Annotated in this window: 20 protein-coding genes; 9 read left to right on the forward strand and 11 right to left on the reverse strand. The window is 68.0% G+C overall.

The features are described from left to right. Positions 1 to 36: 36 nt before the first annotated feature. The 7 genes from BLU02_RS02945 to BLU02_RS17720 form a co-directional block, all read right to left on the reverse strand. Positions 37 to 384: an HIT domain-containing protein gene (locus BLU02_RS02945; RefSeq protein ID WP_060922187.1), complete on the reverse strand. Its 348-nt coding sequence runs from the start codon at positions 382 to 384 to the stop codon at positions 37 to 39. Positions 385 to 421: 37 nt separating this feature from the next. Then, positions 422 to 1,150: a 16S rRNA (uracil(1498)-N(3))-methyltransferase gene (locus BLU02_RS02950; RefSeq protein ID WP_060922188.1), complete on the reverse strand. Its 729-nt coding sequence runs from the start codon at positions 1,148 to 1,150 to the stop codon at positions 422 to 424. A gap of 2 nt (positions 1,151 to 1,152) precedes the next feature. Then, positions 1,153 to 2,265 carry a molecular chaperone DnaJ gene (dnaJ, locus tag BLU02_RS02955; protein WP_060922189.1) on the reverse strand — a complete coding sequence of 371 codons (1,113 nt, stop codon included), beginning with the start codon at positions 2,263 to 2,265 and terminating at the stop codon, positions 1,153 to 1,155. Positions 2,266 to 2,301: 36 nt separating this feature from the next. Continuing rightward, a complete protein-coding gene (gene hrcA, locus BLU02_RS02960) occupies positions 2,302 to 3,333 on the reverse strand; it encodes a heat-inducible transcriptional repressor HrcA (protein WP_060922190.1) in 1,032 nt (343 codons plus the stop codon). A gap of 109 nt (positions 3,334 to 3,442) precedes the next feature. Then, the gene (hemW, locus tag BLU02_RS02965) at positions 3,443 to 4,660 is read right to left on the reverse strand and encodes a radical SAM family heme chaperone HemW (RefSeq protein WP_060922191.1); all 1,218 of its coding nucleotides are present in this window, start codon (positions 4,658 to 4,660) and stop codon (positions 3,443 to 3,445) included. Next, entirely contained in the window at positions 4,660 to 5,313 is a 654-nt protein-coding gene (locus BLU02_RS02970; RefSeq protein ID WP_060922192.1) for a DUF1990 domain-containing protein, read from the reverse strand. Before BLU02_RS02970 ends, hemW begins: the two co-directional genes overlap by 1 nt. Continuing rightward, positions 5,241 to 5,660 (reverse strand): hypothetical protein, encoded by a 420-nt coding sequence (locus tag BLU02_RS17720; RefSeq protein WP_231919624.1) that lies wholly within the window; start codon positions 5,658 to 5,660, stop codon positions 5,241 to 5,243. Before BLU02_RS17720 ends, BLU02_RS02970 begins: the two co-directional genes overlap by 73 nt. A gap of 40 nt (positions 5,661 to 5,700) precedes the next feature. On the opposite strand from BLU02_RS17720, the gene BLU02_RS02980 reads away from it, so the two are divergent. Beyond that, a complete protein-coding gene (locus BLU02_RS02980) occupies positions 5,701 to 6,027 on the forward strand; it encodes a GIY-YIG nuclease family protein (RefSeq protein ID WP_083370872.1) in 327 nt (108 codons plus the stop codon). Between the two features lie 148 nt (positions 6,028 to 6,175). On the opposite strand, the gene lepA is transcribed toward BLU02_RS02980, so the two are convergent. Then, complete coding sequence (lepA, locus tag BLU02_RS02985) at positions 6,176 to 8,044, reverse strand: translation elongation factor 4 (RefSeq protein WP_060921468.1); 1,869 nt, start codon at positions 8,042 to 8,044, stop codon at positions 6,176 to 6,178. A gap of 242 nt (positions 8,045 to 8,286) precedes the next feature. On the opposite strand from lepA, the gene BLU02_RS02990 reads away from it, so the two are divergent. From BLU02_RS02990 to BLU02_RS03015, 6 genes are all read left to right on the forward strand, one after another. Beyond that, a complete protein-coding gene (locus tag BLU02_RS02990; RefSeq protein ID WP_060921467.1) occupies positions 8,287 to 9,270 on the forward strand; it encodes an ABC transporter permease in 984 nt (327 codons plus the stop codon). A gap of 2 nt (positions 9,271 to 9,272) precedes the next feature. Then, positions 9,273 to 10,193, forward strand: coding sequence for an ABC transporter permease (locus tag BLU02_RS02995; protein ID WP_060921466.1), 921 nt, complete (start codon positions 9,273 to 9,275; stop codon positions 10,191 to 10,193). Next, the gene (locus BLU02_RS03000) at positions 10,190 to 12,118 is read left to right on the forward strand and encodes an ABC transporter ATP-binding protein (RefSeq protein ID WP_060921465.1); all 1,929 of its coding nucleotides are present in this window, start codon (positions 10,190 to 10,192) and stop codon (positions 12,116 to 12,118) included. The genes BLU02_RS02995 and BLU02_RS03000 overlap by 4 nt, the downstream gene beginning before the upstream one ends. A 133-nt stretch (positions 12,119 to 12,251) precedes the next feature. Beyond that, complete coding sequence (locus tag BLU02_RS03005) at positions 12,252 to 13,961, forward strand: ABC transporter family substrate-binding protein (protein WP_060921464.1); 1,710 nt, start codon at positions 12,252 to 12,254, stop codon at positions 13,959 to 13,961. 165 nt (positions 13,962 to 14,126) lie between these two features. Continuing rightward, on the forward strand, positions 14,127 to 14,306 hold the full coding sequence (locus tag BLU02_RS03010; RefSeq protein WP_060921463.1) for a hypothetical protein: 180 nt from the start codon (positions 14,127 to 14,129) through the stop codon (positions 14,304 to 14,306). A gap of 67 nt (positions 14,307 to 14,373) precedes the next feature. Further along, positions 14,374 to 15,105 carry an alpha/beta fold hydrolase gene (locus tag BLU02_RS03015; protein WP_060921462.1) on the forward strand — a complete coding sequence of 244 codons (732 nt, stop codon included), beginning with the start codon at positions 14,374 to 14,376 and terminating at the stop codon, positions 15,103 to 15,105. Here the strand turns inward: BLU02_RS03015 and BLU02_RS03020 are convergent. Together BLU02_RS03020 and BLU02_RS03025 are read right to left on the reverse strand one after the other, a co-directional pair. Further along, entirely contained in the window at positions 15,097 to 16,335 is a 1,239-nt protein-coding gene (locus tag BLU02_RS03020; protein ID WP_060921461.1) for an MFS transporter, read from the reverse strand. The two genes, BLU02_RS03015 and BLU02_RS03020, sit on opposite strands and share 9 nt — an antisense overlap. Continuing rightward, positions 16,332 to 17,705: a glycoside hydrolase family 1 protein gene (locus BLU02_RS03025; protein ID WP_060921460.1), complete on the reverse strand. Its 1,374-nt coding sequence runs from the start codon at positions 17,703 to 17,705 to the stop codon at positions 16,332 to 16,334. The genes BLU02_RS03020 and BLU02_RS03025 overlap by 4 nt, the downstream gene beginning before the upstream one ends. Before the next feature lie 221 nt (positions 17,706 to 17,926). Here BLU02_RS03025 and rpsT point away from each other — a divergent pair, with 221 nt between their 5' ends. After that, positions 17,927 to 18,187 (forward strand): 30S ribosomal protein S20, encoded by a 261-nt coding sequence (gene rpsT / locus BLU02_RS03030; RefSeq protein ID WP_060921459.1) that lies wholly within the window; start codon positions 17,927 to 17,929, stop codon positions 18,185 to 18,187. A gap of 67 nt (positions 18,188 to 18,254) precedes the next feature. Here the strand turns inward: rpsT and holA are convergent, their stop codons facing one another. After that, a complete protein-coding gene (holA, locus tag BLU02_RS03035; RefSeq protein WP_060921458.1) occupies positions 18,255 to 19,292 on the reverse strand; it encodes a DNA polymerase III subunit delta in 1,038 nt (345 codons plus the stop codon). Positions 19,293 to 19,635: 343 nt separating this feature from the next. Between holA and BLU02_RS03040 the strand changes: the two genes are divergently transcribed. Next, positions 19,636 to 20,175, forward strand: coding sequence for a DUF5067 domain-containing protein (locus BLU02_RS03040; protein WP_197676698.1), 540 nt, complete (start codon positions 19,636 to 19,638; stop codon positions 20,173 to 20,175). The last annotated feature ends 50 nt before the right edge of the window (positions 20,176 to 20,225 follow it).

Below are 20,225 nucleotides of genomic sequence, written 5' to 3' on the forward strand. Positions count from 1 at the left end.
TCGGCATAGAGCCGTTCGGTGACGTTTTCCTGATCGTCAGAAGCCAACGAGCTTGTTCTCCTCGAGGTTGCCGAGCACATGGGCGTGCACGTGGAAGACGGACTGCGCGACACTCGCGCCGTTGTTGAAGATGAGGCGGTACTCGCCGTTGGCGTGTTCCTCCGCGATGCGCTTGGCGGCGGCGACCATCTCGGCCAGCAGCGCGGGATCCCCGGCCGCGAGCTCGGTCACGTCGCGGTACTCCTCGGTCTTGGGGATGACGAGCACATGGAGCGGCGCCTGCGGATCGATGTCGCGGATCGCGAAGACGCGGCCCGTGTCGAGCAGGATCTCCCCGGGGATGTCCCCGGTGAGGATGCGCGTGAAGATCGAGGGTTCGCTCATGCTCTCAGCTTACTGGGGGGACGCGCGGCGCGGCCGGTCACCAGCGCCCGAGGGCCGCGGACAGCACGGCGATGGCCGCGGGGCCCGCCGTGGACGTGCGCAGCACGGTGTCGCCGAGCAGCACGCGTTCCGCGCCCGCGGCCGTGAGCTTCTCGAGCTCCTCCGGAGCGATCCCGCCCTCCGGACCCACCACGAGCACGAGGTCACGGTCATCCGGCACCAGCGCGGAGAGCCGCGCGGGCGCGGTCGGGTCGAGCAGGAGCACGCGCTGCGTCGCCGCGCGGGTCGCGAGCTGTGCGGTCGTCTCCGGGGCGGCCACCTCGGGTACCCAGGCACGGTGCGCCTGCTTCGCGGCCTCACGGACGATCGTCGCCCAGCGCTCGCGCCCCTTCACCGCCTTCGGTCCCTCCCAGCGCGACACGCTGCGACCCGCCTGCCACGGCACGACCTCGTCGACACCCAGTTCGCACGCGGCCTGCACGGCGAGCTCGTCGCGGTCGCCCTTCGCGAGCGCCTGCACGAGCACGAGGCGCGGACTCGCCGGCTCGTGCTCGACGCGCTCGGTGATCCGGACGTCGACGCGCGACGGCGACACCTCTTCGGCGACGCCGGTCAGCCAGACGCCCCGGCCGTCGCCGACCGTGACGGCCTCGCCGACGCGAAGCCGCCTGACGACGGCCGCATGCTTCGCCTCGGCACCGGTCAGCGAGACGAGGCCGCCCGCCGCAGCGTCACCCGCGGATTCGACGAGGAAGTGCAGGGCCACGATCAGTGGGTGCGGAAGCGGTCGCGCAGCTTGGAGAACAGACCCTGCTGGAACTGCGCGAGCTGCGGGCCCGGCGCCTTGTTCTTCTTGGCGAAGTCCTCGATGAGCTTGCGCTGTGCGGAGTCGAGCTTGGTGGGGGTGACCACCTGCACGCCGACGCGGAGGTCGCCGCGCTGGGTGCCGCGCAGCGGCGTGATGCCTCGCCCCTTGATGGTCAGCACGTCACCGGACTGCACACCGGCGCGGATCTCCAGGTCGACCTCCCCGTCGAGACCCTCGATCGAGGTCTCGGTGCCGAGGATGGCATCGGTCATGGACACCTCGAGCGTGGCGAGCAGGTCGTCGCCGTCACGGCTGAACGCGGGGTGCGGGTTGACCGTGACCTCCACGTAGAGGTCGCCGTTCGGGCCGCCCGCGCGGCCGACCTCGCCCGAGCCGGGGAGCTGCAGCCGCAGTCCGGTCTCGACGCCCGCCGGGATGTCGAGGGACACCGTGCGGCGCGAGCGGACGCGCCCCTGCCCGCCACAGGTTCCGCAGGGGTACGGGATGGTCGTGCCGTAGCCCTCGCAGGTGCCGCACGGCTGGGAGGTGACGACGTTGCCGAGAAGGCTCCGCACCTGACGCTGCACATGCCCCGTGCCGCCGCAGATGTCGCAGGTGACCGGCGACGTGCCTTCCTGGCAGCACGAGCCCTGACAGGTCTCGCAGAGCACGGCCGTGTCGACCTCGATGTCGCGATGTGCGCCGAAGACGACGTCGCCGAGGTCGAGGGTGACCCGGACGAGCGCGTCCTGACCGCGCTCTCGCCGCGATCGCGGACGGGCGCCGCGTCCGCCGCCCTGTGACGCACCGAAGAACGTCTCGAAGATGTCGCCGAAGCCGCCGAAGCCGCCGAAGTTGTTCGCGCCGTCACCGCCGCCCATGTCGTAGCGTCGGCGTGACTCCTCGTCGCTGAGCACGTCGTAGGCGTGCGTGACGAGCTTGAACTTCTCCGCGGCTTCCTCGCCCGGATTCACGTCCGGGTGGAGCTGCCGTGCCAGGCGCCGATACGCCTTCTTGATCTCATCGGTGGAAGCGTCCCGGGACACCCCGAGAACCTCGTAGTGGTCCGCCACAATCGCCCTTCTGCGTGTGTTTCCGTGGGGGCCGCCTCAGCGGCCGGCCTCGTCGTCGTCGAGCATCCGCGACAGGTAGCGGGCGACCGCCCGTGCCGCCGCGAGGTTGCTCGGATAGTCCATCCGGGTGGGCCCCATGACACCGACCCGCGCGGTCCCCGAGGGCGCCGCGTAGTTGCTGGCGACGATCGACGCCTCGCCTAGCCCGAAGGAGGCGTTCTCGGTGCCGATGCTCGCCGCGAGGCCGTGCTCGTCGGGCACCATCTCGCTCATCAGCCGCAGCAGCGTGACCTGCTCCTCGATGGCCTCGAGGAGGGGGTGGATGCTGCCGCGGAAGTCCTGTTCCCGCCGCGCCAGGGTCGCGGCTCCGGCCATCACGAGCCGCTCCTGCCGGAAGCCGCCGAGTTCGTCGATGACGACGCCGGCGACCGCGCGGAGCACACGATCATGGGGCGTCTCCTCCGTGGCGAGGAGCGCCTGAAGTCGGTCGGAAGCCGACGCGATCGCCTGCCCGGTGATGAGGGCGGACAGTCGCGCGCGAAGCACCGCGAGGTCCGCTTCGTCGATCGTGTCCGGCAGTGCGGTGATCCGCTGGGACACCCCGCCCGCGTCCGTCACGAGGACGATGAGGAGCCGGTTGGGGGCCAGCGTGACGAGCTCCACGTGGGTCACGTGCGCTCTCGCGAACGACGGATACTGCGCCAACGCGACCTGTCCGGTGAGTTGTGTGAGCACGCGCACCGTCCGGACCATCAGATCGTCGAGGTCGGCCGGGTCGGCGAGGAACGACTCGATGGCGGAACGCTGCGCGGTGGAGAGCGGGCGGAGCTGGGCGAGGTGGTTGACGAACACCCGGTAGCCCTTGTCCGTCGGCACGCGTCCGGATGACGTGTGCGGAGCCGTGATCAGCTCCTCGTCCTCCAGCTGCGCCATGTCGTTGCGGATGGTCGCCGCCGAGACGCCGAACGAGTGCCGGTCGACGATGGAACGGCTGCCCACGGGCTCGTGCGTCTCGACGTAGTCCTGCACGATCGCGCGGAGGACCTGCAGCCCTCGCTCTGTGACCATGGCTTCCCCTTCCCGCCGACCGGATGCTGGCACTCTGCTGCCCTGAGTGCCAATCCTACCTCCTGCGACCGGGAGATCTCCGAAGGCGGGGCAGCGCCTGTGGAGCCGCTCAATCCGTCAGTTCGCGCACGACGGCGTCGGCGAGGAGGCGGCCCCGGAGCGTGAGCTGCACGCGCCCGCGGATCGCCGCCGCCGCGTCGATGAGCCCGTCGGCGATGAGGCCGGCGATGCGGTCCCTGTTCTGCTCCGGGACGTCGGTCACTGCGATCCCCTCACGGATGCGGCTGAGGAGGAGGATGCGCTCCAGGGTCCGCGCCTCCGGGTCCGGACGTTCGCGCCCTGCCGCCGGCGAGGACGAGGCGGCCAGCCGCTGCGCGTAGGCGGCGGGATGCTTGACGTTCCACCATCGGAGGCCGGCGACGTGGCTGTGGGCGCCGGGGCCGAAGCCCCACCAGTCGCTCCCCCGCCAGTACGCGAGGTTGTGGCGCGACCGCTGCCCCTCGCTGCGAGCCCAGTTGCTGACCTCGTACCACTCGAACCCGGCGGCGGCGAGGCGCTCGTCCGCCAGCTCGTACATGTCCGCCTGCAGGTCGTCGTCCGGAGTCGGCACCTCACCGCGACGGATCTGTCGCGCGAGCTTCGTGCCGTCCTCGATGATGAGGGCATACGCGGAGACGTGGTCGGACTCCAGGGCGAGGGCGGCGTCGAGCGAGGCCTCCCAGTCGGCGAGACTCTCCCCCGGTGCACCGTAGATGAGGTCGACGCTGACCGCGAGTCCTGCCTCCTTCGCCGCGGCGACGGCGGTACGCACGTTCTCGGGCCGGTGCGTCCGGTCGAGCGCGGCGAGGACGTGCGGAACGGCGGACTGCATGCCGATGGACAGCCTCGTGACCCCCGCCCCGGCGAGGATTCGTGCGACCTCCGGGGTCACGGTGTCGGGATTGGCCTCGACCGTGACCTCGGCGCCCGGTGCGAGTCCGAACGCCGCGGTGGCCGCTCCCAGCATGCGGGCGAGGTCTCCCGCGGGAAGCAGCGTGGGCGTGCCGCCGCCGAAGAAGACGGTGTCCATCGGGCGCAGCGCTCCGGCCTCATCCAGGACGGTACGCGCGAGGGCGATCTCGCCGATGAGGGTGGACGCGTAGTCCTCCTGCTTCGCCCCGCGGAGCTCACCGGACGTGTACGTGTTGAAGTCGCAGTAGCCGCAGCGCACCCGGCAGAACGGGATGTGCAGGTAGGCGGAGAACGGCGTCTCGGCGGAGATCGGAAGGTCTGCGGGGAGCCGCCCGTCCGCGGGCGCCGGATCCCCGAGCGGAAGTGGTCCCGCCATCACACCGGGGTCGCGTAGAGCGGGGAGATCGCGCGGAGGTAGCGCGCGAAGAGCTCGCGACGGCGGCGCTTCATCAGTGCGGGAACGAGACGGTAGAGCAGCGTGTTCGGGGCGTCGAAGGCGCGGACCGTGAACCAGACCTCGTCGTTGTCCTCTCGCCAGTCCACGTCGAACGACTCCTCGCCGCTCACGACGGAGCCCCCGACCGTGCCCAGCACGAAGCCGATCCGCCGGGTCTCCTCGGTGACGGAGATCACGCGCAGCTCCGAGTCAGCGCGCATCCCACCCACTCGGCCGCTCAGGCGCAGCGTCATGCCCGCGCCCACGAAGGGCACCCCCTCCGCGTCATACCGCGGCTCCACGTCGCGCTTGCTCGGTGCGATGGGGTTGCCCTCGGCATCGAAGCTCACGCCGGCGTACGCGGGGCCGGGAGCAGGGCGGACGTCTTCCACCGACAGCCCGGCCGCACGCTGCGCCGTCCAGGACAGCAGGGCTTCGCCGGCCGTCTGGAATCGCTCCTCGCCGCTCCCGATCCGCCAGGATTCCTCCGCCGGGATGCTGCGCTCCGGCGGGTACTGCATCAGATCGGGGGCGTGGGTCGCACCCACGGCCGCATAGTCCACCGTGTCGTCTCGGAAAGTCCCGCGCCGCATGAGTTCCAGCCTACTTCGGGTTCCCTGAGCGAACACCCCCCGCGCCGCACGCCGTCACATCCCCCGGCGTCGACCGGGTCCCTGAGCCTGTCGAAGGGTGGGTCCCTGAGCCTGTCGAAGGGTGGATCCCTGAGCCTGTCGAAGAGTGGATCCCTGAGCCTGTCGAAGGGTGGGTCCCTGAGCTTGTCGAAGGGTGGGTCCCTGAGCCTGTCGAAGAGTGGGTCCCTGAGCCTGTCGAAGAGTGGGTCCCTGAGCCTGTCGAAGGGTGGGTCCCTGAGCTTGTCGAAGGGTGGGTCCCTGAGCTTGTCGAAGGGTGGGTCCCTGAGCTTGTCGAAGGAATCGCCCATGCCCCGGGAAACCCGCACACACCTCCACCATGATGGCCGGATGCCATGGACCTACATCCTCGAATGCCGTGACGGCAGCTTCTACACGGGCAGCACGAACGGCGACCTCGAAGCCCGCATCTGGGAGCACAACTACGACGACGCGTTCGCCGCCATCCATACGCGCCACCGGAGACCGGTCTCGCTGGTCTACGCGGAGCACTTCGACACCGTCGACGCGGCCTTCTTCCGGGAGAAGCAGATCCAGGGATGGAGTCGTCGGAAGAAGATGGCGTTGATCGAGAATCGGTGGGAGGACCTTCCGTCGTTGTCGAGGTCGTACAGTGCGCTTCGACAAGCTCAGCGACCCAGCGCGGACGGACCCTGAGAACCGCGCGTTTCGACACGCTCAGCGACCCAGCGCGGACGGACCCTGAGAACCGCGCGTTTCGACACGCTCAGCGACCCAGCGCGGACGGACCCGCTTCGACAAGCTCAGCGACCCAGCGTGGACCGACAGGCTCAGCGGGAGCGGGCTACTTCTTGTCCTTGGTCTCGACGTCGCCGGAGAGCGCGGCGATGAACGCCTCCTGCGGAACCTCGACGCGGCCCACCATCTTCATGCGCTTCTTGCCCTCCTTCTGCTTCTCGAGGAGCTTGCGCTTACGGGTGATGTCACCGCCGTAGCACTTGGCGAGCACGTCCTTACGGATCGCGCGGATCGTCTCGCGGGCGATGATGCGGGCACCGATCGCGGCCTGGATCGGCACCTCGAACTGCTGGCGAGGGATGAGCTTGCGCAGCCGCTCCGCCATCATCGTGCCGTAGGCGTAGGCCTTGTCCCGGTGCACGATCGAGCTGAACGCGTCGACCTTCTCGCCCTGCAGGAGGATGTCGACCTTGACCAGGTCGGCCTCCTGCTGCCCCGACGGCTCGTAGTCCAGGGACGCGTAGCCCTGCGTCTTTGACTTGAGCTGGTCGAAGAAGTCGAACACGATCTCGCCGAGCGGCATGTTGTAGCGCAGCTCGACGCGCTCTTCGGAGAAGTACTCCATGCCCAGCAGCGTGCCGCGCCGCGACTGGCTCAGCTCCATGACGGTGCCGACGTAGTCCTTGGGCAGCAGGATCGCCGCCTTCACCATCGGCTCCGACACCGAGCCGATACGGCCGTCGGGGTACTCGCTCGGGTTCGTCACGGTCACCGTCTCGCCGGTGTCGCTCGTCACGACCTCGTAGATCACGCTCGGGGCGGTGGTGATGAGGTCGAGGCCGAACTCCCGCGAAAGACGCTCGGTCACGATCTCCAGGTGCAGCAGGCCGAGGAACCCGCAGCGGAACCCGAAGCCGAGCGCCACGGAGGTCTCCGGCTCGTACTGCAGCGAGGCGTCGGAGAGCTTGAGCTTGTCCAGCGCCTCGCGCAGTTCGGCGTAGTCGCTGCCGTCGATCGGGTAGATGCCCGAGAAGACCATCGGCTTGGGGTCCGTGTAGCCGGGAAGCGCCTCCGCCGCGGGCTTGCGGGCGTTCGTGATCGTGTCGCCGACCTTCGACTGCCGCACATCCTTCACGCCGGTGATGAGGTAGCCCACCTCGCCGACGCCGAGCCCCTTGGTCGGAGTGGGCTCCGGGCTCGACACGCCGACCTCGAGGGCCTCGTGGTTCGCGCCGGTGGACATCATCTGGATCCGCTCGCGGGGCGAGAGGCTGCCGTCGACCATCCGCACGTAGGTGACCACGCCGCGGTAGGCGTCGTACACGGAGTCGAAGATCATGGCCCGCGCGGGTGCGTCCGCGTCGCCCACGGGTGCCGGGATCTCCTCGACGATCCGGTCGAGGAGATCCTCGACGCCCATGCCGGTCTTCCCCGAGACACGCAGCACGTCCTCCGGCTTGCCCCCGATGAGAGAGGCCAGCTCCTTCGCGTACTTCTCGGGGTCGGCGGCGGGCAGGTCGATCTTGTTGAGGACGGGGATGATGTGGAGGTCGTTCTCCAGCGCGAGGTAGAGGTTGGCCAGCGTCTGGGCCTCGATGCCCTGCGCCGCGTCGACGAGCAGAATGGCACCCTCGCACGCGGCCAGCGACCGGGAGACCTCGTACGTGAAGTCGACGTGACCGGGGGTGTCGATCATGTTGAGCGCGAACACCTCGTCCGGGCCCTGCGCCTGCCCCAGAGCCCACGGCATCCGCACCGCCTGGCTCTTGATCGTGATGCCGCGCTCCCGCTCGATGTCCATCCGGTCGAGGTACTGGGCGCGCATGTCCCGCTCCGCGACCACGCCGGTGATCTGGAGCATGCGGTCGGCCAGGGTCGACTTGCCGTGGTCGATGTGGGCGATGATGCAGAAGTTACGGATCTGCGCAGCCGGCGTCGCGGCAGGCTGAAGCGGGGTGAGAGCGCGTGGGGACATGTCCCGTCGATTCTACGGTGAGGGTCCTCATAATCCCCATTCGTGCGTATCGGTGATAGTCTCCCGAAGTTGCCCGGGATCAATCCGTGACACCGGATCCCGTAAGCGATACGACTCCGTCACAGACTCCGTGAGGGCTGTCGCGTCGCGCGGAACGGCGGATGAAACCCGATCATCCGCCCGGCTCAGCGTTGCGTCGGCAGACCCCGAGCGCGTCTGGAGAAGAGAAAGACAAATCCCCCTTGATCAAGTACCTCGCGCGCCGTGCCCTCGGCTGGCTGCTCATGATCGTGGTCGCGACGAACCTCACCTACTTCCTCGCGTGGGGCTTCCTCGATCCGCGCAGCAACTACGTGGGTCGTCGCCCTCCGCTCAGTCCTGAGCAGATCGACAACGTCCTCATCCCCCGCAACCTGAGCGACACAGTCCCACTGATCGAACGGTGGTGGAACTGGTTCTCGGGGATTCTGCTGCGATGGGACTGGGGCGTCAGCCCGACGGGGCAGTCGGTGAACGAGCAGGTCGCCTATCGCATGTGGGTCAGCGCCGAGCTCGTCCTCGGCGCCACGATCATCGCCGCCGTGCTCGGCGTCTGGCTGGGCGTGTACACCGCCTCTCGTCAGTACAAGCTCGCCGACCGCATCGGCCAGGCGACCTCGATCATCACGATGAACATCAACATCATCGTGGCGGGTCTCGCCGTGGTACTCCTCGCCATCGCCCTCAACGAGGCGACCGGCGTGCGCATCTTCTACGTCACCGGCTCCTCCAGTCCCGGGGTCACCGGCTTCTTCCCCACGATCGTCGATGCGCTCCAGCACGTCACCCTGCCGACCATCGCTCTGGTGCTGGTCGGTTACGCCCAGTATCACTTCCTTCAGCGCTCCCTGCTGCTCGACAACATCAACGCCGATTACGTCCGCACGGCTCGCGCCAAGGGGCTCACGAAGGCCCAGGCGATCCGGAAGCACGCGCTCCGCACGTCCCTCATCCCGGTCGCCACCCAGGTCGCCTTCACGATCCCGACGATCTTCACCGGCGCGATCCTGACGGAGACGATCTTCGCCTGGCAGGGCATGGGGCGCTACTTCCTCGACACCATCAACCAGAACGACATCAACGGTGTCGTGGCGGTCGCCGCGTTCGGCGCCGTTCTGACCGCGATCGGCGCCGTGCTGGCGGACATCATCGTGGTCATCCTCGACCCGCGAGTGAGGGTGAGCTGAAAATGACCACGGAAATGATCGATCCCCTCGTCGAGCCGCCCGTCGGGCCTCCGCAGCCCGCCGACAAGTCGCTCTCGAAGTGGACGTTGTACACGCGCCGGTTCCTGCGCAACAAGCCCGCTGTCGGCGGCATCATCGTGCTGTTCGTCCTGATCCTCTTCGCGACGCTCGGACCGTTGCTGTCGCGCTACGCGGTGAATGACATGGACTTCCTGGCATTGAGCTCGCCCCCGTCGGCCGACCACTGGTTCGGGACCAACGGCGCCGGGAACGACACGTACACGCAGACCGCTGTCGGTCTGCAGCGCTCGCTCATGATCGCCATCACCGTCTCGCTCGGCACGACGATCCTCTCGGCACTCGTCGGCACGGCCGCCGCCTACTTCGGCGGCTGGTTCGAGCGCATCGCTCTTCTGGTGATCCACTTCATGATGGTCGTCCCGACCTTCCTCATCCTGTCGGTCGTCTCGAATGACTCCGGCGGCGTCTGGTGGGTCATCGCCCTGGTGATGATCTTCGTCGGATGGTTCTTCCCCGCGCGCATCATCTGGACGATGGCGCTGTCGCTCCGCGAACGCGAGTACGTGCAGGCTGCGCGCTACATGGGGGTCCGTGGCGGACGCATCGTCCTGCGGCATCTGGTCCCCAACATCGGATCACTGCTGGTGATCAACTTCACCCTGGGCATCGTCGCCGCCGTGACCACCGAGACCGGTCTGTCGTTCATCGGCTTCGGCGTCAAGATCCCCGATGTCTCCCTCGGCTCCCTGATCGGCGAGGGCAGCACGACCATCACGAGCTCGCCGTGGCTGTTCTACTTCCCGGCCCTCGTCCTCACTCTGCTCACCGTGTCGATGGCACTCATCGCCGACGGTCTGCGTGATGCCCTCGATCCCACCTCGGCTGCTGGAGGCCGCGCATGAGCCCCATCCTCTCCGTCCGCGACCTCAACGTCAGCTTCGCCTCTGAGGCCGGCCGTGTCCACGCCGTCCGCGGCGTCTCCTTCGACCTCGAGGCCGGGAAGACCCTCGGCATCGTCGGAGAGTCCGGGTCGGGCAAGTCGGTCACCTCCCTGGCGGTGATGGGCCTGCTCGACGAGAACGCCAAGGTGTCGGGCTCGATCATGTTCGACGGCCAGGAGCTGATCGGCAAGACGGACGCGCAGCTCTCCACGATCCGCGGCAACGGCCTGTCGATGATCTTCCAGGACCCGCTGACCTCGCTGACCCCCGTGTACACGATCGGCACGCAGCTGATCGAGGCGTTGACCGTGCACCGCAACATGAGCGGCAAAGAGGCCAACGCCCGGGCCATCGACCTCCTCAAGCTCGTCGGGATCCCGGAGCCGGAGAAGCGCATGAAGGCCTTCCCCCACGAGTTCTCCGGAGGCATGCGCCAGCGCGTCGTCATCGCCATCGCGATGGCGAACGACCCCAAGCTGATCATCGCCGACGAGCCGACCACTGCTCTGGACGTGACGATTCAGGCACAGATCCTGGACCTCATCGAGAAGGCACAGGACGAGACCGGCGCGGCCGTGATGATGATCACGCATGACATGGGTGTCGTGGCCCGCACCGCCGACGACGTCATGGTCATGTACGCGGGCAAGCCCGTCGAGCAGGCCCCGGTCAGGGAGCTGTTCCACAAGACCCGGATGCCCTACTCGATCGGACTCCTCGGCGCCATCCCGCGCGTGGACAAGGCCGAGAAGGAGCCTCTGACCCCGATCAAGGGCAACCCGCCCCTGCTCATCGACCTGCCCGATGCGTGCCCGTTCGCGGACCGCTGCCCCATCGTGATCGACGCCTGCCGCGCGAAGGAGCCGGAGCTTCTCCCCGTTCACACGGGAGGCGTGTCAGAACACCGTGCGGCCTGCATCCGGGCGGACGAGATCGAGGATGGCGGCATGCTCGGCGGGCTACCGGTGTACCCCGTGCGCGAGGTCCCCGAGAGCGACCTCACGCGCCTTCCCCGCGAGGAGCGGCCGATCACGCTCGAGGTGAAGAACCTCACCAAGACGTTCCCCCTTCTGAAGGGGGCGTTCCTCAAGCGCAAGGTCGGTGAGGTCCACGCGATCAAGGGGATCAGCTTCGACGTGCGCGAGGGCGAGACGATGGCCATCGTCGGCGAGTCCGGCTCCGGCAAGACGACGACGCTGCTGCAGATCATGGACATGGTCAAGCAGACCGAGGGCGACATCGTGATCGCCGGCACGAGTGTCAACGACATCCGCAGCCACAAGGTCGAGCGCGCTCTGCGTCGCGACATCCAGATCGTGTTCCAGGACCCGATGGGTGCTCTGGATCCTCGCCTGACCGTCGCCGACATCATCGCAGAGCCGCTTCTCGCGATCGGAACGCCGAGCGCCGAGGTGCACCGTCGTGTCGGTGAGCTGATGGATCTCGTCGGCCTCAATCCGGCGCATCGCGATCGCTTCCCCCAGGCGTTCTCGGGTGGTCAGCGACAGCGCATCGGCATCGCCCGCGCGCTGTCGACGAACCCCAAGATCGTCGTTCTCGACGAGCCGGTCTCCGCGCTCGACGTGTCGATCCAGGCCGGCGTGATCAATCTCCTCGATGAGCTCAAGGTCAAGCTCGGGCTGTCGTACCTCTTCGTGGCGCACGACCTCTCCGTCGTCCGCCACATCGCCGATCGGGTCGCCGTGATGTACCTCGGTGATTTCGTCGAGCACGGCGATGTCGACGAGGTGTTCGACAATCCGCAGCACCCGTACACCAAGGCTCTGCTCTCGGCGATCCCGGTCCCCGACCCGGATATCGAGCGCACGCGGCAGCGCGTCGTGTTCGATCCCGACACGGTCAGCACGAAGCCGGCGACGGTCTGACACGGGCACGGCCGGGGCCGAGAGTGGTCACCGTCCGATAACGGTTAGGCGCCATTCACCGCACGGCGGCGTACCGGTATGAGGCTCGAACTATTCTTCCCTTTATGACACGCCGTAAGGCGAAAGGAGCACCATGAAGCAGTACAAGCTGATGGGAGCGCTGGCATTCACCGGCGTTCTCGCACTCGCGATCAGCGGGTGCGCTGCCGGAAACGGCGGCAGTGGCAACAGCGGCGACAACGGCGAAGCTGCCGAAGTCGAGATGGCGAACTACAACCCGCAGCCCCGCGAGAACCTGAAGGAAGGCGGCGAGGTCAACTTCGCCATCCGCGAGGTCCCCGACCAGCTCAACGCATTCAACAGCGACGGCAGCGCGGACACCGCCCGCATCGCCGCGTGGTACACGCCGCAGCTGATCCTGATGGAGCCGGACGGCACGCAGTACAAGAACGACAACTACCTGTCGGAGTGGAAGAACGAGGTCAAGGACGGCAAGACGGTCCTGACGTTCACGTTCACCGACGAGGCCCACTGGAACGACGGCACCGACATGGACTGGACCGCCATCGATGCCACGTGGAAGGCCAACCGCTCCTACGACGAGGGCTTCAACCCGAACGCGACCGACGGCTACAAGGAGATCGAGTCCGTCGAGCAGGGCGACTCCCCCAAGACGGCCATCGTGACCTTCAAGGGCGAGTTCGCCTGGCCGCAGATGCCGTTCAACGGCGGCGTGATCCACCCGGCCCTCGCCGACCCGGACGTCTTCAACGAGGCGATGATCGACAACCCGCACCCGGAGTGGGGTGCCGGCCCGTACACCGTCGACGAGTTCGACGCGAACAAGGGCTACATCTCCTTCAAGCCGAACCCCGAGTGGTGGGGCGACGCTCCGCTGCTCGACAAGGTCACCATGACGGGCATGGACGGCCAGGCTGGCGTCAACGCCTTCAAGAACGGCGAGGTCGACATGGTGGAGACGGGCTCTCAGGAGCTCATCGACCAGGTCAAGGACGTCGACGGTGCGGTCGTCTACCGCGCACAGCAGACGGCGAACACCATCCTGCAGGTCGACGCGACGAAGCCGCAGTTCGAGGACGTCAAGGTCCGTGAGGCGTTCTTCAAGGCCATCAACATCGACCAGCAGAAGCAGATCGCCTGGAACGGCCTCGGCTACGAGGAGGACCCGGCCGGTTCGCTCACCCTGTTCTCCTTCCAGCCCGGCTACACCGACTCGATGAAGGCCGCCGGCTGGGAGTTCGACGTCGAGGGCGCCAAGAAGCTCCTCGACGAGGCCGGCTGGACCGAAGGCTCGGACGGCATCCGCGAGAAGGACGGCGTCAAGCTCTCCGTCGTCTACCCCATCTGGAACGACACCGCGACCGCCAAGGCGCTCGCGCAGTCGCTGCAGGCGCAGGAGAAGGAGATCGGCATCGACGTCAAGGTCGATGTGCGTCCCGCCAGCCAGTTCTCCGACGACTACACCTCGAAGAACTGGGACGTCTCCGGACTCCGCTTCACCTCGTCCGACCCGTTCGGTGCCGCCTGGTTCTGCCAGCTCTACTGCTCGGACTCCGGTCTGAACCTGTCGGGTGTCGGTGACGCCGAGCTCGACGCGGAGATCAAGGACAAGGTCGAGTCGCAGAGCGACCCCGAGGCGCAGACCAAGGCCGCCATGGAGCTCGAGCCCGAGATCTACAAGCGCTGGGGTCTCATCCCGCTGTACAACGGCCCGCAGATCTACACGGTTCAGGAGGGTCTGGCTAACCTGACCCCGGAGCCTTACGTGGGTCTCGACCTGTTCGGCATCACGCCGGTCGAGAACGTCGGCTGGGAGAAGTAACATCCTCTGACACATCTCGTGTCGAAGCGGGGTCGGTGGTCCATCCACCGGCCCCGCTTCGTGTATCGTCGTCGCGCGAAAGGTATGGTCTCCGTTTCGGCGGGGAGGTCCCGGCTCCGCCGGGGGCTTCCGAAACGAGTGGCCGGAAACGAGATCGGAGGATCGATGAAGAACAAGATTCGCGCGGGAGTGCTCGCCCTCGGCGTTGCGGCCGTCATGGTGTTGGGGTCTGGTGTCTCGGCAGGCGCGGTCGTGAAGCCCATACCGCAGGGCGACGGCGGCGGCGGGAAGATGGGCACCAAGACGTGCTTCATCGGAGGTATGCGCGCGATCTGCCTGAAGTAAAGGCCCTCTCGTGTCGAAGCGGGGTCGGTGGTTCATCCACCGGCCCCGCTTTCCTTATGCTGAAGGCGTGACCGTCCAGACCGTCCTCGTGCACGGCATCCGCACGTCGGCCACCATGTGGCGGTCGCAGATCGAGTACCTGGAGGCACGCGAGCTCCCCGTCACCGCCGTCGACCTCCCCGGCCACGGCAGCCGGATGGACGAGGACTTCACCCTCCACGAGGCGCTGCACACGATCGACGCGGCCGTCCGCGCCGCGGCCGAGAGAGGCCCCGTGCTGCTCGTCGGGCACTCGATGGGCGGGCTGCTCTCCCTGGCATACACCGGTGGCGCGGAGACTCCCCCCGTCGACGGACTCGTCGCCGCGGCGTGCACCTCGCTGCCCCGCGGCGCGGGGCTGCGTGCATACCGACTGTTCGCCAGGGCGGTCGACTCCCTGCCCGACCGTGGCATGTGGCTGACGCAGCGGATGCTCGCTGCGACGATCCCCGAGGAGAATCGCGGTGATTTCGCCGCCGGCGGCTATGCGCTCGACATCCAGGACCAGACGCTCCGCAGCCTCGCCGCTCTGGACGTCGCCGCCGCTGTCCCCCGCATCGACGTACCCCTGTGGTTCGTGAACGGCCAGTACGATCAGCTCCGCTTGAACGAGCCCCTGTTCCGGCGTCTGGCCCCCGAGGCCGAGCTCATCGTCGTGCCGCGGACCACGCACCTTCTCACGGCCATGCGCCCGCGGGTGTTCAATGCCGTCCTCGCGCTCGCGATCGCGACGATCGAGCAGCGCACGGCGTCAGGCTGAGAGCACTCGGGGCCGCGCGGCGGCGGTGAGCGCTCCCCCGACGAGCGACAGGACAGCCGCCGCGAGGAAGACGAGCCAGAACCCGCCGGCCAGCGCGACGAGCCCGGCTCCGAGGACGGGCCCGATGAGTTGGCCGAGGGCGGCGGTCACGTTCACGATGCCGAGATCGCGCGCGTGGTCCTGCTCATCCGGGAGCAGATCGGCCGCGAACGCGAGTCCCACCGTCGAGAAGGCGCCGTAGCCGACGCCCATGAGTGCTGCGGCGATCATCGTCATCTCGAAGGTGGGCAGGGCCACGATCACCACACCCGATGCCGCCTGCACGACCGTGGCCGCCACCGCGAGTCGACGCCGCTCGCCTGTGCGGTCGGAGATGATTCCCGTGATCACCGAGGCGATAACGACGAAGACGGTGTAGACGACGATGAGGAGCAGGAGGTTGTCCTGTGCGGTCGCGCTCTCCTGCCCGAGGCCGTGCAGCAGGAAGAAGAGGAACAAGGCCGTCCCGAGGGCGTTGCCGATGTTGGTGACGAGCCGGCCGGAGAGCATCCAGGCGAAGTCGCGGTCGCGGAGCGACGCCAGGCGGGGACGCCCGATGCGCTGGGGACGGAGCGCTTCGGTGCTCGGCGGGTCCGGCAGCAGCAGCGCCGCGGCGATGCCCACCGCCGCGATGATGCCGGCGAGGAGCAGATACCCGGCGACGATGTCGAGGCCCAGCAGCACCACCAGCCCGACCCCTAGAACGATGCCGACCGCCTGGCTCGAACCGACCGCGGCGGAGGCGGCGCCGCGCTGCGTCGTCGGGAGCTGGTCGGCGATGAGAGCGGTGAACGCGGCGGAGGAGACGGCGACACCGATCGAGACGCCGATCCAGCCGGCGCCGACCGCCCACGGTCCCTCGGCGAATCCGGTGAGCACGAGACACGCGGCGGTGAGCACGACACCGCCGAGAGCCCACGGGCGACGCCGGTGCGCGCCGGCACGGGCGCGGTCCGAGAGCGCTCCGGCGAGCGGCCCGGCGACGACACCGGCGAGGCCACCCACTCCGAGCACGATCCCGGAGGAGACGACGCCACGGATCCAGTCGTCCTCCGGAGTGTCGAGCTGCAGCGGGAGGAGGAGCTGGACCGGGGTGAGCTGGACGGTCCAGATGGCGAGCCAGGCGAGGGTGAACAACGACATCCAGCGCAGGCCCGCCCTGCGGGTGGCGACGCCCGAGGTACCGCTCACGCTCGTGCCGCCTCGGCGTTGCGGGCCGCACGAGCGCCCCCGATGAGCTCGCGATACCAGCCGTAGGAGCCCTTCGGGGTGCGCTCCCCCGTCGAGAAGTCCACGTGAACGAGACCGAACCGTTGCGTGTAGCCGTCCGTCCACTCCCAGTTGTCGAGCAGCGACCAGACCGTGTACTCCTCGACGGGGACGCCGGCGTCGATGGCCTCGCCCACCGCGTCGATGTGCGCGGAGAGGTAGGCGATCCGGTCGATGTCCTCCACAGGACCGGCGACCTCGGGTTCCGGGAAGGAAGCTCCGTTCTCTCCGATGACGATCGGTGGCATGTCCGGGTGGCGGCGGTGCAGGTCGATCAGGAGAGCACGCAGCGCGGACGGCATGATCGGCCACTCGGGACCGAACCCGGTGACGGGGACTCCGGGCGTCGGCACGATCTCGAACGGGATGTCGTTCCCGGAAGCGGCGGCGGTGACGGTCGTCGGGTTGTAGAAGTTCACGCCGTAGAAGTCGATCGATCCCGCGATGCGTGCGAGGTCATCACCGAGGATGGGCAGCGGCGGAAGCCCGAGCGCCTCCAGGTCCGGTGTCGTCCCGGAGAGCAGCGGCTCGCTGAACAGCCGGTTGTGCAGGAGGTCGTAGACCGCGGCTGCGGCATGATCCTCCTCGGTGTCCCGCAGCGGCAGGACCCAGGTGTGGTTGTTGACGAGCCCCACGCTCTCCGCACCCTGGTGTCGCAGCGCGTCAGCGGCTCGGGAATGGGCGAGCAGCTGATGGTGGGCGGTCGGGAGCGCACCGTAGAGGAGCTGCCTGCCGGGTGCGAGCGCGCCGACGGCGTAGCCCTGCAGGGTGGTCATGGCGGGCTCGTTCAGGGTGTACCAGGACGACACCCGGTCTCCGAGGCGGGCGGCGACGAGGGCGGCGTATTCACCGAAGCGTTCGGCGGTGTCACGGGTGAGCCAGCCGCCGTCGGCCTCGACGCGGCTCGGCAGCTCCCAGTGGTAGAGCGTCGGGAACGGTGTGACTCCGGCCTCCAGCAGAGCATCGATGACGCGGGCGTAGTGGTCCAGCGCCGCGACGTTCCCGGGTCCGCGTCCGTCCGGCTGCACGCGCGCCCAGGGAATCGAGAACCGGTACCGATCGAGTCCGAGACCGGCCACCAGGTCGACGTCATCCGCCACACGGCGATAGCTGTCGCACGCCGGCTCCGCCGTCGAGCCGTCGCGGATGCGTCCGGGCTTCGCGATCTCGTCGTCCCAGATCGACCGGCCCGCTCCGTCGGCACGGCGGGAACCCTCGATCTGGATGGATGAGGTGGCGGCGGACCAGCGGAGCCGCGCACGCGCGGTCGGGTCGGTGCTGAGGGGGGTCATCGGGCTCCTTGACGTCGTCGTCGTTGAGGATGATTCTGCACCCGGTCCCACCCTCCGCGCGACGGCGTCTCGTCCGGTCGGTGTCGTTTCGCACGATCCCATCCGGTGCTGGTAGACTCGACTCTTGGCTTGCGTGTGGGTTCTTCCCTCACGACCGCCGTGCAGCAGCCCTCTTCTGCTGCCGGCACTCCGAATAACTCCTGTACAGAAAGCGTCCACACGTGGCAAACATCAAGTCGCAGATCAAGCGCAACAAGACCAACGAGAAGGCTCACGCGCGCAACAAGGCCGTGAAGAGCGAGCTGAAGACTCTCGTCCGCCAGACCCGCGCGGCCGTCGCCGCCGGCGACAAGGCCGCAGCAGAGAAGAGCCTGAAGAAGGCCTCGGTCAAGCTCGACAAGGCCGTCAGCAAGGGTGTGCTGCACAAGAACCAGGCATCGAACCGCAAGTCGGCGATCGCCAAGCAGGTCGCAGCTCTCTGAGCTTCCGACTTCCGGAAAGCCCGTCTCCTCATGAGGCGGGCTTTCTGCTTTCCGGGAGGCGAGAGCCCTAGCCCCCGAACGGTTCACGGGTGGCGATGACCGTCACCATGCGCTCGAGCGCGAAGATCGGGTCGCGCGCCGCACCCTTGACCTCGGCGTCGGCGCGCGCGGTCGCCTGGATCGCCATTCCCAGGGAGCGCTCGTTCCAGCCCGCCAGGTCTCGCCGCGCGCGGTCCACCTGCCAGTCCTTCATCCCGAGGCGCGGGGCGAGCTGCCTGCTGGGTTCACGATTGCCGGCGACGCGCGCCATGGTGCGCAGCTTCATCGCGAACGCGGCGACCATCGGCACCGGGTCCGCACCGGAGGACAGGGCATGGCGGAGCGCCACGAGAGCCTCCCCGTAGCGACCGGCGATGGCGGTGTCGGCGACGACGAACGCCGACACCTCGACCCGGCCGCCGTAGTACTTGGTGACGACCTCTTCGGTGATGTCACCGTCGACATCGCCGATGAGCTGCTGACATGCAGCGGCGAGCTCGGTGAGGTCGTCGGCGAATGCCGAGACGAGCGCTCGGAGTGCCGGCGGAGCGATGCGCTTCTTGGCCGCCTTGAACTCCCCCGCCGCGAAGTCGACCCGGTCGCCGTCGCGCTTGATGGCGGGGCAGGCGATCTCGATCCCACCGCCGGTCCCCGCGCGGAGGGCGTCGAGGAGCTTCTTCCCGCGGACACTGGCTCCGGTATGCCGCAGAACGACGGTCGCGCCCTCCTGCGGGTTCTCCAGATACCCGATGGCCTCTTGGAGGAACGCGTCGGAGCACTTCTCCACGCCGGACACGCGGACCAGTCGCGGCTCTCCGAACAGCGACGGCGAGGTCAGGGAGAGCAGCGTGCCGGGAGCGTAGTCGTCGGCACGCACGTCGCTGACCTCGAGCGCCGGATCCTCGGCACGGAGGTAGTCGCGCACCCCGGCGATCGCGCGCTCGGCGCAGACTTCTTCCGGCCCGGATACGAGCACCAACGGAGCGGGATGAGGCTCCCGCCACGACACCTGCGGGATCTTCGTGGCCTTCGCGCCGCCGCGGGAGGGAGGACGGGAAGCTGCCATGGGACCAGCCTACCGGCGGCGTCGGACACCCGCCTCAGGGCGGCGCGACGTCGGTCCAGACGCGGGAACTTGCGCCTTCCAATCACCACGCCGCCCACAACGCAGTTGCGGAGCCGATCGGCAGGCGATCGTCGAGCGTCGACACCCCGAATCGTGTTTCACGGAGGGACCGGAGACGATTCGCCCCAGATGATGACGTGCTGATAACAATCGCCCCGGCTCGCTCATCTGGCGATCTCCAGCCCGTCCGTCCAACGCTAGCGTGAGACTGCTGACGTCAGGTCAGCAATCTCACTTACGCTTGGGGGACGCGCTGATGCGCCTGTCAAAAAACAATTCCGCCGTGCTCGCTCTGGTGACCATGGCACTTCTGCTCAGTAGCTGCTCAGCACCTGCGGCAGAGCCGAAGCCGCAGACGACCACTGCAGTGTCGAGCGATGACACCTCGGATGAGTCGGAGACGACAACCGATGCATCGTTTGCCAATAACGTCCTTACCCTGCCCGCGTACACGATCACGATCACCGACACGAAGAAGATCGCCGTCGGCCAACCAGGCAACGAGTATGGCGAGAAGCCTGTCATCGCTTTCTGGTACGAAGTCACGAACAACTCCGATGACACGATCGATCCGTCCACCGCGTGGATCGGCACCTTCACCGCGATCCAAGACAATGACCCGAACGCCGTCAACGAGCTCGGCGTCGGAATGCTCCCGGACGAGCAGTTCCTCGACACCCAGCTGCAGGACATCAAGAAGGGCGGCACTGTCGCCAACGCTGTTGCCTACGAGCTGGACGACGAGGCAACCCCGGTAGAGCTTGTCGCCTCTAACGACCTCGGCATGACCGAGATCGGACGCGCAACGTTCACGCTGCAGTGACCCACTGAGCGCGGCATCGAACGGCTCCCGGCGCATGCTGGGAGCCGTTC

It is taken from the genome of Microbacterium paraoxydans, assembly GCF_900105335.1.
Classification (GTDB): Bacteria; Actinomycetota; Actinomycetes; order Actinomycetales; family Microbacteriaceae; genus Microbacterium; species Microbacterium paraoxydans.